The following is a 16978-nucleotide window of genomic DNA, read 5'->3' on the forward strand; positions in this document are numbered from 1 at the left end:
AAAAAATCGGCGTGCCCTCCGAAAACAACGGGAGCGATCGCCGAACCTGATAAGAGTCTAACCGCTGTGAGGGGAACTTGTCAAACCAGGGGTACGACGAGGAATTGCGGGAAGAACGGGCCTACGTCGCCGCGCTGTACGAGCGGCTCGACCGCGAGCGCGCGGCGGCGCAGGCCCGGTACCGCGGTGCGCTCGGGCAAACCGGGGTGTCGCCGGGGGAACGGGAGAACGACGTCCGGTTCCGGTCGCGGGAGGCGGTCCGGCTGGACGTCGCCGACAACGGGCTTTGTTTCGGCAGGCTGGACGCCGTTTCGGGGGAAACCAGCTACATCGGCCGGATCGGGCTCTTCGACGCGGAAAACGACTACGAACCGTTCCTGCTGGATTGGCGGGCACCGGCGGCGCGGCCGTTCTACGTCGCCACCGCGGCGACGCCGGAAAACATGCGCCGCCGCCGTCAGTTCCACACGATGGGCCGGCGCGTCCTCGATTTCACGGATGAAGTGCTCGGCCGTCCCGGCGACGACGAACGCGGGGACGCGGCCCTGCTCGCGGCGGTCAACGCGCCCCGCGGCGAGGGCATGCGGGACATCGTCGCGACGATCCAGGCCGAGCAGGACGAGATCATCCGCCTGGACCACGCGGGCGTGCTGGTGGTCGAAGGCGGTCCCGGCACCGGCAAGACGGCCGTCGCCCTGCATCGGGTGGCGTACCTGCTCTACACCCGGCGCGAGCGGATGTCGCGCAGCGGCGTGCTCGTGGTCGGGCCGAGCCCGCTGTTCCTCGACCACATCGGCCGCGTGCTGCCTTCGCTCGGCGAGTCCGACGTCGTCTTCCTGACGACCGGCGACCTGGTGCCCGGGCTGCGCGTCACGGCCGAAGACCGGCCGGAGGTGGCGCGGCTCAAGGGTTCGCTGAAGATCCTCGACGTGCTGGCCGCCGCGGTCGCCGACCGCCAGCAGGTGCCCGGCGAACCGGTGCCGATCGACCTCGGTGACGTGACCGTGGAGCTGGACGCCGAGCTCGCCACCGAAGCCCGGCGCGCCGCCCGCGCGTCGGGGCTGCCGCACAACGAAGCCCGCGCGGTCTTCCGCGAGCACGCCGTCGCGCTCGTCGCCGAGCGGGCCGTGGCGAAGATCGGCGAAGGCTGGCTGAGCCCGGCGGACCGCTTGCTGTGGGCGGACCTCCGGGCCGAGGTGCTCGACGAACTGGCGAGCCACGAAGAGCTCGCCACGACCCTCGACGGCCTGTGGCCGTCCCTGACGCCGGAGGTGCTGCTGGCGACGTTGTACGCGTCTCCTCGCCGGCTCGAGGCCGCCGGGGCCGATCCGGCCCTGTTCCGCGCGGACGGCCCGGCCTGGACCGTGCCGGACGTGCCGTTGCTCGACGAGCTGGTCGACCTGCTCGGCCGGGACGACAGCGCCGACCGCGCCGCGGCGCGCCGCCGGGTGGCCGCGGAAGCCGAGTACGCCTCCGGCGTGATGGACCTGATGAAGCTGGACCAGGAGGAACTGGACGAGGACGTCCAGCTGGTGGCCGAGGACCTGCTGGACGCCGGTGAGCTGGCGGAACGGTTCACCGAGCGCGATCCGCGTGCCCTCGCCGAGCGGGCCGCCGCCGACCGCGACTGGACGTACGGGCACGTCGTCGTCGACGAGGCGCAGGAACTGTCCGAAATGGACTGGCGGGTGCTGATGCGGCGGTGCCCGAGCCGGTCGTTCACCGTCGTCGGCGACCTCGCCCAGCGCCGTTCGGCGGCCGGGGCGACGGCGTGGGGGCCGGTGTTCGAGCCCTACGTCGGCGACCGCTGGCTGTACCGCGAGCTGACCGTGAACTACCGGACCCCGGCGGAGATCATGACCGTCGCCGGCGCGGTGCTCAAGTCGTTCGCGCCGGACGTGCGGCCGCCGGAATCCGTGCGGGCGTGCGGGATCCGGCCGTGGTCCAGACGAGTGGCGGCCGACGAGCTGGCCGGCGCCGTCGGCGACTTCGTCCGCGACGAGGCAGGCCGGGACGGGACCAGCGTGGTGATCGGCCCGCCGGGGGTGCCGGGAACGATCCCGGCCGCGGCGGCCAAAGGACTGGAGTTCGACGCCGTGCTCGTGATCGAGCCGGAGCGGATCCTGGCCGCGGGCCCGCGTGGCGCGGCGGAGCTCTACGTCGCGCTCACGCGCGCCACGCAGCGCCTCGGGGTGCTGCACCGGGATCCGCTCCCGGCGGCGCTGACCGGCCTCGCCGAGGCCGGGGTGCCCGCGAGGTCCGGGCACCGGCGTTTCCTGTAGGCGAACCGGGGGTGGCGGGCGGGACGGCCCGTCATCCCCGCACCGCTAAGCCGTGAGCCGGCCCCAGGAGTAGTTCTGCTTGGCCAGCTTGAGGTACACGAACAGCTCGGTCCCGGACACGCCCGGGATCTTGCGCACCTCTTCGCCGAGCACCTCGAGCATGTGGTCGTCGTCGCGGCAGACCAGCTCGGCGAGCAGGTCGTAGCGCCCGGCGCACAGCACGACGTAGTGCACGTTCGGCAGCTCGGACAGCTTGTCGGCGACGTCGCGGGGATCGACGCCGTCGACGCTGATGCCGACCATGGCCTGGCGCGTCAGGTCCACGTTGGCGGGGTCGGTCACCGCGACGATCTGCATCAGGTCGTCGCGCAGCAGCCGCTGCACGCGCTGGCGGACTGCCCCCTCGGAAAGCCCGACCGCCTTGGCGAGCGCGGTGAACGAGGCCCGGCCGTCCTTCTGGAGCAGGTCGATCAGCGATCTGTCCGTGTTGTCCAGCGCGCGCGCACGTGTTTCGTCACCCATGCCGTCCCTCCCTGTGTTTCGGCATGTGATTTGTCAAGTGCGCAGCGTATCGAGACCAGCCGAGAAAGCGAGCCCTCCGCGCGAGCTTCGCGCGATTCGACGTGCACGCCACGCTCAGCCGAGGATTCGGTGGTCAGGACGGGAATCCACGAGGCTTTCCGAGGCGCTTTTGTGTGCCCGCGCACAGCGGGACGCGCCGGCCGGGCGCCGCCGGGTACCGTCTGGCGGCTCTCTCGTCCCCAGCAACCCCAGGAGGACCAACGCATGTCGGAGGCCGTGGCGCTCGGCGTCGTCCCCGCCGTACCCGCGAAGGGGCTGCGCGGCGGCGCGCTGGGCATGGTGTCGTCGATGGTCATCGGGATGTCGTCGACCGCGCCGGCCTACTCCATCGCGGCCACCCTCGGGCTGATCGTGCTGGCCGGCACCGGGTTCCAGGCGGCCGCGTTCGTGCTGCTCTCGTTCGTGCCGGTGCTGTTCGTGGCCTTCGCCTTCCGCGAGCTGAACACCGCGGAACCCGACTGCGGCACCAACTTCACCTGGGCGGCCCGCGCGTTCGGCCCGCACGCCGGCTGGTTCACCGGCTGGGTCGTCACGGCCGCGCAGCTGCTGGTGATGAGCAGCCAGTCCGCGCTGACCGGGCGCTACACGCTGCTGCTGTTCGGTGCCTCGGACGCGGCGGGCAACCGCTGGGTGACGACGGCGATCGGGGCCGCCTGGCTGCTGGTCCTCTGCTGGCTCTGCTACCGCGGGATCGAAGTGTCCGCCCGGGTGCAGTGGCTCCTGCTCGGCGTCGAGCTGGCCGTCCTGGTGATCTTCTCGGTGGTGGCCCTGGTCCGCGTCTTCGACGGCACGGCCGGGCCGCAGGCGTCGCTGCCGCGCCTGGACTGGCTGTGGCCGGGCGGGGTCTCCGCGGGCGCCGCGGTTTCGGCGGTGCTGCTGGCCGTGTTCATCTACTGGGGCTGGGAAAGCTCGCTGTCGGTCAACGAGGAGTCGGCTGATCCGCGGCACGCGCCGGGCCGCGCCGCCGTGCTGTCGACAGTGCTGCTGGTGCTGAACTACCTGCTCGTGACGGTTGCCGCGCTGGCCTTCGCCGGCGTCGGCAGCGAAGGGATCGGACTGGCGAACGAGGCGAACTCCGAGGACGTGCTGGCCGGCCTGGGCGGCGCGGTGTTCGGCGACGGGACGACCGGCAAGGTCCTCGGCGTGCTGCTGATCGTCTCGGTGCTGACCAGCGGCGCGGCGACCAGCCAGGCGACGATCATGCCTGCCGCGCGCACGACGTTGTCGATGGCCAGCCACGGTGCCCTGCCGCGCGTCTTCGGCCGCGTGCACCCGCGGTACCGGACGCCGACCGTGGCGACCTGGGCGTTCGGGCTCGTCTCGCTGGCCGTGTACGTGCTCCTGGCGCTGATCAGCGACAACGTGCTGTCCGACTCGGTCGACGCGGTCGGGCTGACCATCGCCATCGAGTACACGATGACCGCGCTGGCCTGTGTCTGGGTGTTCCGCCGGACGCTCTTCACGAGCGTGCGCCACTTCGTGCTGCGTGGGCTGCTGCCGTTCACCGGCGGCGTGTTCTTCCTGGCCGTGCTGGTGTTCGCGCTGATCGAGTACGCGCGGCCGGACGCCGGCGAGACGACGGTGTTCGGCATCGGCGGCGTCGCGGTGATCGGCGTGGTGTCGATCGTGCTCGGGGTGCCGCTGATGTTCGCCGTCCACCGCGCCTGCCGGGAGTTCTTCGCCGGCCGCCGCCTGCCGCGCGGGTCCGTCCCGCGCGGCGGCGACACGATCAGCCCAGATCACGCCGGCTGAGGTCCTCCTCGGTCTCGCGGCGGACCAGCAGCGTCGCGACGCCGTCCCGGACGCCGACCAGCGGCGGGCGGCCGACCTGGTTGTAGTTCGAGGCCAGCGAGTGGTGGTAGGCGCCGGTGCACGGCACGGCCAGGAGGTCGCCCGCGTGCAGGTCGGCGGGGAGGCTGATGCCCTCGGCGAGGACGTCACCGGCTTCGCAGTGCCTGCCGACCACGGTCATCGGGACGCGGTTCGCCTTCGACCGCCGTCCCACCAGGCGCGTGGTGTAGCGGGCGCCGTAGAGGGACGGCCGCGCGTTGTCGCTCATGCCGCCGTCGACCGCGACGAACGTGCGGCTGCCGCGCTTGACCGCGCACACGCGGTAGACGGTGATCCCGGCCGGGCCGACGATGGCCCGGCCCGGCTCGATCGTCAGGCGGGGCAGGGGGAAGCCGTGCGCCGCGCATTCGTAGGCCAGCGCGACGCGCAGGCGCCGCGAATAGCCGCCGAGGTCGAAGGCGGGCTCGCCGCCGACGTACGGGACGGCGTGGCCGCCGCCGAGGTCGAGTTCCCGCAGGGTGACGCCGTGGGTCTCCCGGATTCGGACGAGCACCTCGGCCATCCGGCGCGCGGCGGCTTCGTACCGGTCGACCCGGGTCACCTGCGAGCCGATGTGGCAGTGCAGCCCCTGGAGCCGCAACCCGGGTTGCCGCTTCACGGCCTCGACGGCGGCGTCGACGTTGTCGGGAACGCCGTCGAGGAGCGAGAAGCCGAACTTCTGGCCTTCGGCGCCGGTGCTGATGGCCGCGTGCGCCCCGGCCGCGACACCCGGCGTCACCCGGATCATCACCTGCTGCGCGCCGTGGGCGAGCGCGCCGAGCTGCTCGATCTCGTCGAGCGAGTCGACGACGATCCGCCGGACGCCGTAGCCGAGAGCGGCCTTCAGGTCCTCGGGCGTCTTCGCGTTGCCGTGCAGCAGCATGCGTTCGGCGGGGAAGCCCACCGAGCGCGCGACGGCGATCTCACCGGCGGAGCAGGTGTCGAGCGACAACCCCGCTTCGGCGACCCAACGCAGCACGGCCCGCGTACAGAGCGCCTTGCTCGCGTACGCCACTTCGGCGTCCGGCAGCGCTTCGCGGTACTCGCGGGCGGTGTCTCGGACCTGCTGTTCGTCGATGAGGTAGGACGGCGTCCCGAAGCGGGCCGCGAGGTGGCTGACGGGCGCGCCGGCGAAGAGCAGTTCGCCGTCTTCGCCGAGTCGGGTGCTTCGCGGCCAGACTCCTGGCTCGAGGTGATCGGCGGCTTCGCAGCCGAGGCTGGGAAGAAGCTCGCTGAGCGTCACGGGTGCCTCCGGGCATCACGACGGATCGGACTCCGTCAGGACACTCCCGGAGGCGAGCCCGAAGATCACCCGTGAATGCCGTCCTGACGGCTGCGGTTGGTCCGCTTACGCCTTGTTAACGCGCCAGTAACTTCGGTCACGGGCTCGCCTCAGTGAGCCGCTTCGGAACCGGTACTGCACACGCAGCCGCGGTCAGTCGCCTGCCCGGTCGCGGTCGCGGCGCAGTAGCGGCGCGCGATCGCGTCGTGCGTGCCGAGCGGGTGCGGGCAGCTCGGGCACTGTGTGCCGGAGCGGGGCTCGGCCGGAGTGGCGGGCGGTGGCGTCGTCACGGTGCCACCTTCGCCGTCCGCAGGGGTTCGCTCACGGCGTGGAGGTGCTGCAGCACGTACCCGTACGAGCGGGCCCAGCCGCACTGGGCGTAGGAAATGTCGTGCCGGGCGCAGAAGTCGCGGACGATCTCCTGGGCGTGCTTCAGGTTCGGTCTGGCCATGCTCGGGAACAGGTGGTGCTCGATCTGGTAGTTCAGCCCGCCGAGGGCGAAGTCGGTCAGCCGGTTCCCGCGGATGTTGCGCGAGGTCAGCACCTGTTTGCGCAGGAAGTCCAGCTGGTGCCCGGCGGACAGCATTTCCATGCCCTTGTGGTTGGGTGCGAACGAGCAGCCCATGTACAGCCCCCAGAGGAACTGGTGCACCAGGACGAAGATGATCCCGGTCAGCGGCGACAGCACGATGAACACCGCGGCGAGATAGGCCGTCAGGTGCCCGATGAGCAGCACCGCCTCCAGCTTGTGCCGCCGGATATCCCCGCGCCAGACCGCTTTCACGCTCGAGACGTGCAGGTTGAGCCCTTCGAGCAGGAGCAGGGGGAAGAACAGGAACGCCTGGTACTTCGCCACCCAGCGCAGGAACCCTCGCTTCCGCGAGCTCTGCGCCTTGCTGAAAGCGAGCGCGGCGATGTCGACGTCCGGGTCCTCGTCCTCGTGGTTGGGATTGGCGTGGTGGCGCGCGTGGGTGCCGATCCACCAGCCGTAGCTCAACCCGGTGAGTCCACCGTGGACCAGTCCGGTCGCGTCGTTCGCCGCGCGGCTGCGGAAGATCTGCTTGTGCCCGGCGTCGTGGCCGATGAACGCCAGCTGCGCGAACACCATCGCGAAGAAAGCGGCGATGAGCAACTGCCACCACGAGTCGCCGAGGTAGGCGAAGGCAACCCAGCCGCCGCCGAACGCAGTGAGGTTGAGGCCGATCCGCACGGCGTAGTAGCGCCGTCGCCGCTGTAGGAGTCCCGCCGCCTTGATCATCCGCGACAGCTCGGCGAAATCGCTACCGGGCGTCGCGGGAGTGTCCGAAATTCGCGTGGATGTCATCAACGCACCGCTCTGGCTAAGTCGTTAAAGGCTTGTCCAGCAACGGTTTCCAGCCTTGACGGGGTCTGGGTCCGGTTCGGGAAAGGGCACTGGGGCCTGGTCGCGGTGGTACCGCGTCGTGCGTCAAGCCTCTCACCCGGCGGTCTCGTTGGCAATTCTCCGCGAACCACCGAAGAGGTGTACAGTCGGCCACATCGGGATGACGGTGACCTACCACACACCCGAGGCCTTCCGGCCCTTCATCCGGCCGGGGACAGGAGTCGAACCGGAGAACCCGTTCGTCCTGCAGCCGTGCCGGTCGTTCGACCGGCGAGCAGCCGCCCGCAGTCGCGCAATGGGACTGCCCGGGGCGCCCAACCAGGTTGTGGCAACACGGTTCGTGTCCGGGAGACCCCTGTCATCGGGTGGCTCGTCGACGAGCCGGGGTGCGGCACCGCCGCCCCCCGACCCGCCGACGAGCCGCCATCACAGAAGGCCCCACGAGGAAAGCAGCCGGGAAAGCTGCGTCCGTTCGGTGCTGGTCAGCAGCCGGCTCGGGGGGCGGACGTCCGGGCGGCACAGGCCGAGCCGGCCGAGGGCCTCCTTGACCACGCTGACGTTGTTGGCGTTGCCGTTGGCGGCGCGGAGCTCCTCGAACGGGCGGATCCGCTCCCAGACCGTCATCGCCGCCGGGTAGTCCGCTGTGGACAGTGCGTGGAACATCTCCAGCGAGATCGCCGGGTCGACGTTCACCAGGCCGGACGTGAAGCCGGTGGCCCCGACGGCGAAGTAGCCGGGCGCGGAGAGCTCCGCCAGGCCCGCGATCCACACGAACCGGTCGAAGCCCGCGTCCCGGGCCACCGAGCCGAACCGCACCGGGTCCGGCACCGCGTACTTCACGCCGATGACGTTCGGCGCCGCCTCCCCGAGCGCACGCAGCTGCTCACCGGCGATCGCCGGGTTGCGGACGTAGAGCACGACCCCGAGCTCCGGCACCGCCGCGGCGATCGCCGCGTGGTAGTCGACCCAGCCGTCGCCGGAGACGTACGGGTGCACCGGCTGGTGGATCATGAGCATGTCGGCGCCGGCCTCCCGCGCGTGCACCGCGGCCCGCGTCGCCGAAGAGACGTCGTGGCCGATCCCGGCGAGCACGCTCGCGCGGCCGGCCACGGCCTCGACGGTGACCTCCAGGCACTGCCGCGCCTCGCTCGCGTCGAGCGCGTAGAACTCGCCGGTGTTCCCGTTCGGCGTCACGACCTCGATGCCGCCGGTGACCAGCCGGTCCACCAGCTTCGCGTACGTCTGGCCGTCGACGGCGCCCTCGGCGTCGAACGGCGTGACCGGGATGGCCACCACCCCGGAAAGCCGCCGCCTCTGCTCCTCGAACGTCATCGGGCCCCCTTCGGATCGCCGGTCTCGGTGGTGCGCTCGCCGGGCAGCCCGAAGGCGATCCGGTCGATGAAATCGGTGATGTGCCTGCGCAGCAGGTGTTCGGCCTGCCGGGCGTTGCCGCTCTCGGCGGCGTTGAGGATCGCCCGGTGCTCGCCCGCCTCGCCCTGCCAGGTGGGGCTGATGCCCCAGCCGGTCACGGTGATCAGCGCGGCCTGGTCGCGCAGCCCGTCGAGGATGTCGACCAGCAAGGGGTTCCCGCAGCCGGCGTAGAGCGCGCGGTGGAACAGCCGGTTGGCCAGGCTGGCCTTCGCCCGGTCGCCGGCCGCCGCGCCGGTCTCGACCCCGGCCAGCACCTGCCGCGCTTCGCCGAAGTCCGCACCCCGCTCGACGGCCCGCCGGACGGCTTCGGGCTCCAGCAGCGCGCGCAGGTCGAACACCGCGTGCGCGCTCTCGGCGTCCATGACCCGCACCGCGGCGCCCTTGTACGTGCTCATCGTGACCAAACCGGAACCGGCCAGGATCCGCAGGGCCTCGCGCACCGGCGTCTTCGACACCCCGAGCAGGGCGCCGACCTCGGATTCGACGAGCGTTTCACCCGGCCCGAACTCGCCGCTCAAGATCGCTTCCTTGACCGCGTCACGTACGAAATCCGTCCGCGAGACGGGCGGCGGCGGCCTCCGGGCCGAAGAAGTGCTCGCCACTGGCATGTCCGATCTGATATACGATGCGACATACAACATTATCATGGACGTAGGGAGCAGCCATGCACCGTCGCACCGGCTTCCGATTCCGAAGAGTGCTGCCGGCGCTGAGCCTCGCCGCCGGTCTGGTGGCCTGCGGCGCGCCCGGCGGCGACGGCGGCCAGGCGGCGGCTCCCCAGGCCGTGCCGGACAAGCCGAGCAAGCCGGTCGAGCTGAACATCCTCGACGTCGCGGGCAACCTGCAGCTGACCAAGCAGATGATCGAGAACTTCAAGGCCGCGCACCCGGAAGTGCTGTCGAAGGTCACCTATTCGACGGCGCCCGCACCGAGCATGGCGGGCAAGCTGAAGGCCGAGCAGGACGGCGGCGTCGCCCAGACGCACCTGGTCCTGAGCGGCACCGACGGGCTTTCGGCGGGCATCGCCAACGGCACGCTGGCCAAGGTGCTGCCGGACTTCTCGGGCCGCTTTCCGAACCTGATGCAGAACTACCTCGAGCCCGCGGCCAAGATGCAGGAGCTGGCCAACGGCTACGGCATCGAGGTCGTCTACTACCCATCGGGCCCGCTGCTGGAGTTCAACCCCGGCGCGGTGCCGGCCGCTCCGACGTCCCCGCAGGAGCTGCTCGACTGGGCGAAGGCGCACCCGGAGAAGTTCCAGTACGCCCAGCCGTCGAACTCCGGCCCGGGCCGGACGTTCCTGATGGGCTTGCCGTACCTGCTGGGCGACAAGGACCCGAAGGACCCGGACAAGGGCTGGGACAAGACCTGGGCGTTCCTGCAGGAGCTCGGCAAGTACGTGAAGTACTACCCGTCGGGCACAACCGAGACGATGAAGAACCTGGCGTCCGGATCGGTGGACATGATCATGTCGACCACCGGCTGGGACATCAACCCACGCAAACTCGGCACGGTGCCCAACACGGTCAAGACGGCGATCATGCAGCCGATGCACTGGGTCACCGACGCCCAGTACGCGCTCATCCCGAAGGGGCTCTCGCCCGACCAGGAGTCGGCGATCCTGCAGCTGGTGGCCTGGATGCTCAAGCCCGACCAGCAGGCGATCGCCTACGACGACGGGTACTTCTACCCCGGCCCGGCGGTCAAGGACGTCACCCTCCAGATGGCGCCGCAGAAGAGCCAGGACACGCTTCGGCAGTTCGGGCGCCCGGAGTACGAGCAGTGGATCGCCCAGTACCCCAAGGAGACGTCGCTGCCTGCCGAGCAGCAGGTCAAGGCGTTCGACAAGTGGAACCAGCTGGTCGGCGGCTCGAAGGTCGGCAAGAAGTGACGTTCGGGCAGCTGCGGCTGGACGGCGTCTCGCGCAGCTTCGGCACCGCGAACGCCCTGCGCGGCCTCGACCTCGCCATCGCCAGGGGCGAGTTCGTGGCCCTGCTCGGCCCGTCCGGCTGCGGCAAGTCGACGGCGCTCAACTGCCTGGCCGGCCTGCTGCCCCTGACCGCGGGCAGCATCTGGCTCGACGACGCCCGTATCGACGGGCAGCCGCCCGAGCAGCGCGGGTTCGGGATGGTGTTCCAGAACTACGCGCTGTTCCCGCACATGTCCGTGCGGGCCAACGTCGGCTTCGGCCTCCGCATGCGCAAGGTCGGCCGCGCCGAGACCCGGCGCCGGGTCGACGAAGCGCTCCGCTTGGTGCAGCTGACCGAGCACGCGGCGAAGTACCCCGCCCAGCTCTCCGGCGGCCAGCAGCAGCGCGTCGCCATCGCCCGCGCGGTGGTGCTCGAGCCGCCCGTGGTGCTGATGGACGAGCCGCTGTCCAATCTGGACGCCAAGCTCCGCCTCGAGATGCGGATGGAGATCCGCCGCCTCCACCAGACGCTCGGCCTGACGACGGTGTACGTCACCCACGACCAGGAGGAGGCCCTGTCACTGGCCGACCGCCTGGTGGTGCTGCGCGAGGGCACGGTCCAGCAGGCGGGCACGCCGGAGGAGGTGTACGCCCAGCCGGTGAACAGTTATGTGGCCTCCTTCATGGGGTATCGCAATCTGTTGGACGTGACGGTGACCTCCGCGGCGGCCTCATCGGTCACCGTGGAGGGCGAGGGAGTCCGCCTCACCGGCCGCGGCTCGCTCACGGAGGGCCCGGCGAAGGTGGCGATCCGCCCGGAGGACTTCGTGATCGGCGACGGGACGGAGAACGCCCTCGACGTGATGGTCGAGATCGTCGAGTACCACGGCCGCGAGCTGTCGGTCTCGGCCCGCCTGGGCACCGGCGTGCCGGTGTACTTCCGGACGGACAAGCGCCTCGCCCCCGGTGACACGGCGAGGATAGGCGTGCCGGCTGAGCGGGTCCTGGTGTTCGCGCCATGAGCGCCGGTGACGCGGTAAAGGTGCGTGCCGCACGCGGCGGAGGGTGCGTGGGCAGCGCGCCGCGGGCCGGTGCCGGTCGCGTTGCGCGAGTGGGCGCCGCTCGAGCCTGTGGCGTGGTGGCGGCCACCGCGAGGGTTGCCGCTGCCCGAGGTGCATCCGGATCGGCCGCGGGGAAGGCAGTCCAGGGCGCCGCAACATCCGCCGCCCGGCTTGAGCTGGCTGCTCCCGCGAGGTCCGCCACGGTCCGGCGTGCGTTGGCTGCTGCCGCGGGGTCCGCTGCCGCCCGGCTTGCGTCGGCTGTCGCGAGGTTCGCCGCCGCCCAGCTTGCGCTGGCTGGTGCCGCGAGATCCGCCACCACCCGGCTTGCGTCGGCTGGTGCCGCGTCTGGTGCGGGAGGTGCGGCATGACCGCCGTCGCGACTGCTCGGCCGGCGCTCCGGCACCGCCTCGCCGAACGTGGCGTCGATCGGACCCTGCTGCTCCTGGTGCCCGGCCTGCTCGTCACCGCCTGCCTGTTCCTGTACCCCTTCCTCTACGGCCTCCAGCTCTCGTTCACCCCGCGCAAGGGCGGCGTCTTCGCCAACTACGCGCGCTTCTTCGGTGACCCCTACCTGCGCGACACCATCTGGACGACACTCGGCATCGCCCTGCCCGCCACCTTCATCAACGTGCTCGCCAGCATCCCGATCGCCTACGTGATGCGCGTCCGCGTCCGTGGCAAGCGCCTGCTGACCACGATCCTCGTCGTGCCGATCACGCTCGGCACGGTGCTCACCGCGCAGGGCCTGATCATGTACGGCGGGCCGGCAGGCTGGCTGAACAAGGTGCTCACCGTCCTCGGCGTCACCGACCAGCCGCTGCCGCTGATCCACAACTACACCGGTGTGCTCCTCTCCCTGGTGATCACCGGCTTCCCGTTCTCCTTCCTGCTCACGCTGTCCTATCTCTCGGGCATAGACCCCTCCCTGGAGAAGGCAGCCGCGACGCTCGGGGCCAACGGCGTCCAGCGCTTCCGGCGGATCACGCTGCCCCTGCTGGCGCCCGGCCTGGCGATCACCTTCTGCCTCTCGTTCGTCATGGCCTTCTCGGTGTTCCCCTCGGCCCAGCTCGTCGGTGACCCCGCGAACGAGACCCGCGTCATCTCGATCGCCGCCTACCACGCCGCGTTCGAGGAGTACGACTACTCGATGGGCTCGGCCGTGGCGATGCTTATGGCGGTGGTCATGCTGATCGTCATCGGCCTGGTCATGGCGTGGCGCGGCACGCTGTACCGCGGAGCGACCGGAGGCAAGGGATGACCGGTTGGGTCGCGCGTCCCGGACGTTGGGTCGTCTGGACCGTCGTCGCGTTCTTCTTCGTCAACCTCGCGGGCGTCGTGCTCTCGGTGGTCGTCGACTCGTTCGGCACCCAGTGGTTCGGCACCTGGCTTCCGGACGGCTTCACCACCCACTGGTACGCCGACGCCTGGCGTGAGTTCGGCCTCTCGGACGTCCTCCTCACGACGGCGGTCGTCGCGCTCGTGGTGATCGCCGTGTCGGTGGCGGTCGGCGTCCCGGCCGCCTACGCGCTGGCCCGCCGCTCGTTCCCCGGCAAGCGCCTGGTGATGCTGCTGTTCGTGCTGCCGATCCTGATCCCTCCCATCACCTACGGCATCCCGCTGGCCACCGTGCTGTACAAGTTCCACCTGGCCGGCACGACCACCGGCGTCATCCTGGCCAACCTCGTGCCTTCGGTGCCGTTCGTCGTGCTGACGATGACGCCGTTCATCGAGCAGATCGACCCGAAGATCGAGGCCGCGGCCCGCATGTCCGGCGCGCGGACCGTCTCGGTGTTCACCCGCATCCTCGGCCCGCTGCTGCTGCCCGGGATCCTGGCCGCCTCGATCCTGGTGCTGGTGCGCACGGTCGGCATGTTCGAGCTGACGTTCCTCACCGCCGGCCCGGACTCGACGACCCTCGTGGTGGCGCTCTACAACTCCGTGTTCGCCGCCGGTATCCGCGCCAACCAGTCCGTCGACGCCATGGCGGCCATCTACACCGCTTCCATGCTCGTGCTCCTTCTCATCGCGTTACGGTTCGTGAACCCGACCCAGCTGGTGACCCGGATCCGGGAGGAGGCCTGACCTGTTCGCTCATGCGTTCGACTGTATCGCGAAAAGTCGAACGCATGATCAACACGATCGAGCGAATCCGCTGGTCTTGCGCCTCCCCCGAGGGGAGCTGCCAGGCTGGTGACATGCAGTATTCGACCGGCGAACTCGCTCACCGGACCGGCCTGACGGTCAAGGCCGTCCGGTTCTACTCGGATCGCGGCCTGGTGCCGCCGTCCGGGCGCAACGCCGCGGGCCAACGCCGTTATGACGAGGCCGCGCTCGCCCGGCTCGACGTCATCCGCATCCTTCGCGACCTCGGGATCGACCTGGCCACCATCCGGCGGGTGATCGAGGGAGAGACCACCGTCGCGGAGGTGGCGGCGGAGCACGCCGTGTCGGTGGAGGCGCAGATCGGCGTGCTGCGCCGGCGAAGGGTAGTACTGAACGCCGTGGCGAACCGCGGCTCGCACCCCGAAGAGGCGGGGCTCGCGCACCAGCGAGGCCTGTTGTCCGAAGTGGAGCGGCAATGCCTGGTCGGCGACTTCCTCGCCGACGCCTTGGGCGATCGGCCCGAGCTGGCTGGAGTAGCCCGCACCCTGACCCCGGAGCTGCCCGAGCAACCCAGCCCGGAGCAGGCCGAGGCGTGGATCGAGCTGGCCGCGCTGATGCGGGACACGGAGTTCCGTGCGAACCTGCGCCGGCTCGCGGACGGCCACGTCGCGGGTCTGCGTCGCGACCTGGCGGCCGAGGTGCGGGACGCCGTCACCCCGGCCGTCATGGCCACGATCGTGCCGAAGTCCCCGGCGGCGAAGGCGATCGTCGACGGCCTGGGGCGCGATCCCGGCGAGCTCCGGGAATGGCTCGGCGTCGTCAGCGATCCGCGTCGGGAGCGCTATGTGGAGCTATTGGGGGTGATCAACGGCTGGGCGGCACCGGAAAGCCTGGCTCCCGCCTTCGACTGGCTGGCCGAGGCCATGGCAGCCTGACCGCGTCCCGGATCGAGGCCAGTGCCTCCTCTGCCGGTCGGGCGTCGAGGCGGCTTCCGTCCCGCAGCCGCACCGAAAGCTGCTCGGCGGCGACCTCCTGTGGCCCGATCACGGCCTGGTAGGGCACCAGCCGGCCGTCTCGGATCCGCGCGCCGAGGCTGCCGTCGGCGGCGATCTCCGCCCGGAGGTCACCGCACCGGTCCAGGACGGCTTGGGCGTACGGCAGCTCGGCGGCGGACACCGGCAGCAGCCGAAGCTGCACGGGCGCGAGCCAGGCCGGGAACGCACCGCCGTGGACCTCGATCAGCTGGGCGACCGCGCGCTCGACGCTGCCGATGATGCTCCGGTGGACCATGACCGGCCGGTGCTTCGCCCCGTCGGCGCCGACGTACTCCAGGCCGAACTGCGCGGGCTGGTGGAAGTCGACCTGGACGGTGGACAGGGTCGATTCGCGGCCGGCGCCGTCGGCGATTTGGACGTCGATCTTCGGCCCGTAGAACGCCGCTTCACCCTCGACGGCCTCGTACGGAAGGCCGTCCAGCACAGAACGGAGGATCGCCACGGCTTCATCCCATTTCCCCGGCACGTACTTGCCGCCGGGGCCGGGCAGCGAAAGGCGGTAGCGGAGCGGGCTGATGCCGAGCGCGTCGTAAGCCTGCCGGATCAGGGCCAGCGCGGCGGTGGCCTCGGCTTCGACCTGGTCAAGGCGGCAGAAGACGTGCGCGTCGTTGAGCTGGATCGCGCGCACCCGGTTCAAGCCGCCGAGCGCGCCGGACAGCTCGGCCCGGTACATCCCGCCGATCTCGGCGATCCGCAGCGGCAGCTCGCGGTAGCTGCGGCCTCGGGAACGGTAGATCAGCGCGTGGTGCGGGCACAGGCTCGGCCGGAGCACGAGCTGCTCGCCGCCGACGTCCATGGGCGGGTACATGTCGTCGCGGTAGTGCGACCAGTGCCCGGAGATCTCGTACAGCTCGCGTTTGGCGAGCACCGGCGAATGGACGTGCCGGTAGCCCGCACGCCGTTCGAGGCCGTGGACGTACTCCTCCAGGCTGTGGCGGACGATCGCGCCGTCGGGCAGCCAGTAGGGCAGGCCGGCGCCGATCAGCGGGTCGGTGCCGAACAGGCCGAGCTCGCGGCCGAGCTTGCGGTGGTCGGGCATGGTGGGCTCCCTCGTGGACGGCGAGGCGGGAGACCACAGAACGAAGCCCGGGGCACCCGCCCCGGGCTGGAAACGTCGTTCAGCGCGCCGGGACACTCCTCGGCGTCGTCGTCTGTGCAGCGCGCTTCATGAGATCGACGGTAGCAGCGGCCACCAGTCGTTTTCAGCTGCCGAGGAACAGCTCCAGCTGCTCGACGACGAAGGCGTGGTCGTCGGCCTGCGGAAGCCCGGACACGCCGACCGTGCCGATCGGCCCGACCCCGCGCACCAGCACGGGGAAGACGCCACCGTGGGCCGCGTACTGGTCCAGGTCGAGCCGGGAGTGCTCCTCGAACGAGCCGCCCTTGGCGCGGAACTGGGTCCCGATCAGGAAGGAGCTGTGGCCGTAGCGGTCGACGACGCGGCTCTTGCGGTCGATCCAGGCGTCGTTGTCGGCCGAGGTGCCGGGCAGTGCGGCGTGGAAGAGGCGCTGGCCGTTGCGCCGGATCGAGATCGTCACCGAGAGCCCGCGTTCCTGGGCGGCGTCCAGCATCTGCCGGCCGAGGGCGAGCGCGGTCTCGTTGTCGAACTTCGTGAACTGGAGGCGTTCCTCCTGCTCGGCGAGCTGGGCGAGGCGGTCGGCTTCGGTCATGGGCCTATTAAATCAACACTGTTGTGTAATTACCAGGGGGCGAATTCGGTCAGCGACAGCACGTTGCCGTCCGGATCGGGGAACCACGCGATCCGGCCGCCCGGTGTGGTCCAGATTTTGTCGGTGTCCTGTGGCAACGTGTCGTAGGTGAGGAACTCCACGCCACGGCCACGCAGCTCGGCCACCGCCGCCCGGATGTCCGGGACCGCCCAGCCGAGCACCGTGAACGGCTGCGGCGTGAACTCGGCGACGGCGGTGACGCGCAGCATGGTTGCGCCGCTGCGGACGACGCACGCGAAGGGGGTCTGCTCGATGAACTCGAGCCCGGCGACATCCGTGTAGAAGGCGCGCGAGCGCTCGAGGTCGGTCGACGGTGCGAAGGCGACCAATTCCGCTGAGTTGAGCACGGC

General features: G+C 70.7%; 16 protein-coding genes. 7 read left to right on the plus strand and 9 right to left on the minus strand.

From position 1 onward, the window contains the following. The first annotated feature begins 77 nt into the window (after positions 1–77). Positions 78–2282, plus strand: coding sequence for an RNA polymerase recycling motor ATPase HelR (gene helR, locus HUT10_RS29495; protein ID WP_303246985.1), 2205 nt, complete (start codon positions 78–80; stop codon positions 2280–2282). Between the two features lie 45 nt (positions 2283–2327). On the opposite strand, the gene HUT10_RS29500 is transcribed toward helR, so the two are convergent. Further along, on the minus strand, positions 2328–2804 hold the full coding sequence (locus HUT10_RS29500; RefSeq protein ID WP_176174182.1) for an Lrp/AsnC family transcriptional regulator: 477 nt from the start codon (positions 2802–2804) through the stop codon (positions 2328–2330). Positions 2805–3068: 264 nt separating this feature from the next. On the opposite strand from HUT10_RS29500, the gene HUT10_RS29505 reads away from it, so the two are divergent. Then, complete coding sequence (locus tag HUT10_RS29505; protein WP_176174183.1) at positions 3069–4616, plus strand: APC family permease; 1548 nt, start codon at positions 3069–3071, stop codon at positions 4614–4616. Here the strand turns inward: HUT10_RS29505 and lysA are convergent. The 5 genes from lysA to HUT10_RS29525 form a co-directional block, all read right to left on the minus strand. Continuing rightward, positions 4594–5937, minus strand: a complete 1344-nt coding sequence (gene lysA, locus HUT10_RS29510) for a diaminopimelate decarboxylase (protein ID WP_176174184.1) — start codon at positions 5935–5937, stop codon at positions 4594–4596. The genes HUT10_RS29505 and lysA overlap by 23 nt on opposite strands. Before the next feature lie 149 nt (positions 5938–6086). Then, positions 6087–6350 (minus strand): RGCVC family protein, encoded by a 264-nt coding sequence (locus HUT10_RS50130; RefSeq protein ID WP_368660785.1) that lies wholly within the window; start codon positions 6348–6350, stop codon positions 6087–6089. Next, the gene (locus HUT10_RS29515; RefSeq protein ID WP_176174185.1) at positions 6263–7300 is read right to left on the minus strand and encodes an acyl-CoA desaturase; all 1038 of its coding nucleotides are present in this window, start codon (positions 7298–7300) and stop codon (positions 6263–6265) included. Before HUT10_RS29515 ends, HUT10_RS50130 begins: the two co-directional genes overlap by 88 nt. Before the next feature lie 465 nt (positions 7301–7765). Further along, complete coding sequence (locus HUT10_RS29520) at positions 7766–8671, minus strand: dihydrodipicolinate synthase family protein (RefSeq protein ID WP_176174186.1); 906 nt, start codon at positions 8669–8671, stop codon at positions 7766–7768. Continuing rightward, positions 8668–9372 carry a GntR family transcriptional regulator gene (locus tag HUT10_RS29525; RefSeq protein ID WP_176178078.1) on the minus strand — a complete coding sequence of 235 codons (705 nt, stop codon included), beginning with the start codon at positions 9370–9372 and terminating at the stop codon, positions 8668–8670. The genes HUT10_RS29520 and HUT10_RS29525 overlap by 4 nt, the downstream gene beginning before the upstream one ends. Before the next feature lie 62 nt (positions 9373–9434). On the opposite strand from HUT10_RS29525, the gene HUT10_RS29530 reads away from it, so the two are divergent. The 5 genes from HUT10_RS29530 to HUT10_RS29550 all read left to right on the plus strand — a co-directional run bounded on the left by HUT10_RS29530 (position 9435) and on the right by HUT10_RS29550 (position 14778). Further along, a complete protein-coding gene (locus HUT10_RS29530) occupies positions 9435–10661 on the plus strand; it encodes an extracellular solute-binding protein (RefSeq protein ID WP_217709653.1) in 1227 nt (408 codons plus the stop codon). Then, positions 10658–11701, plus strand: coding sequence for an ABC transporter ATP-binding protein (locus tag HUT10_RS29535; RefSeq protein ID WP_176174187.1), 1044 nt, complete (start codon positions 10658–10660; stop codon positions 11699–11701). The genes HUT10_RS29530 and HUT10_RS29535 overlap by 4 nt, the downstream gene beginning before the upstream one ends. Before the next feature lie 403 nt (positions 11702–12104). Beyond that, on the plus strand, positions 12105–12998 hold the full coding sequence (locus tag HUT10_RS29540) for an ABC transporter permease (RefSeq protein ID WP_176174188.1): 894 nt from the start codon (positions 12105–12107) through the stop codon (positions 12996–12998). After that, complete coding sequence (locus HUT10_RS29545) at positions 12995–13822, plus strand: ABC transporter permease (protein ID WP_176174189.1); 828 nt, start codon at positions 12995–12997, stop codon at positions 13820–13822. The genes HUT10_RS29540 and HUT10_RS29545 overlap by 4 nt, the downstream gene beginning before the upstream one ends. Before the next feature lie 113 nt (positions 13823–13935). After that, complete coding sequence (locus HUT10_RS29550) at positions 13936–14778, plus strand: MerR family transcriptional regulator (RefSeq protein WP_176174190.1); 843 nt, start codon at positions 13936–13938, stop codon at positions 14776–14778. Here the strand turns inward: HUT10_RS29550 and thrS are convergent. From thrS to HUT10_RS29565, 3 genes are all read right to left on the minus strand, one after another. Further along, positions 14708–15937, minus strand: coding sequence for a threonine--tRNA ligase (thrS, locus tag HUT10_RS29555; protein WP_254897074.1), 1230 nt, complete (start codon positions 15935–15937; stop codon positions 14708–14710). The genes HUT10_RS29550 and thrS overlap by 71 nt on opposite strands. A gap of 163 nt (positions 15938–16100) precedes the next feature. Further along, a complete protein-coding gene (locus HUT10_RS29560; protein ID WP_176174191.1) occupies positions 16101–16568 on the minus strand; it encodes a heme-degrading domain-containing protein in 468 nt (155 codons plus the stop codon). A 29-nt stretch (positions 16569–16597) separates the two neighbouring features. Then, a complete protein-coding gene (locus tag HUT10_RS29565) occupies positions 16598–16975 on the minus strand; it encodes a VOC family protein (RefSeq protein ID WP_176174192.1) in 378 nt (125 codons plus the stop codon). Positions 16976–16978 lie beyond the last annotated feature (3 nt).

Origin of the sequence: Amycolatopsis sp. Hca4, from assembly GCF_013364075.1 — a bacterium.
Classification (GTDB): Bacteria; Actinomycetota; Actinomycetes; order Mycobacteriales; family Pseudonocardiaceae; genus Amycolatopsis.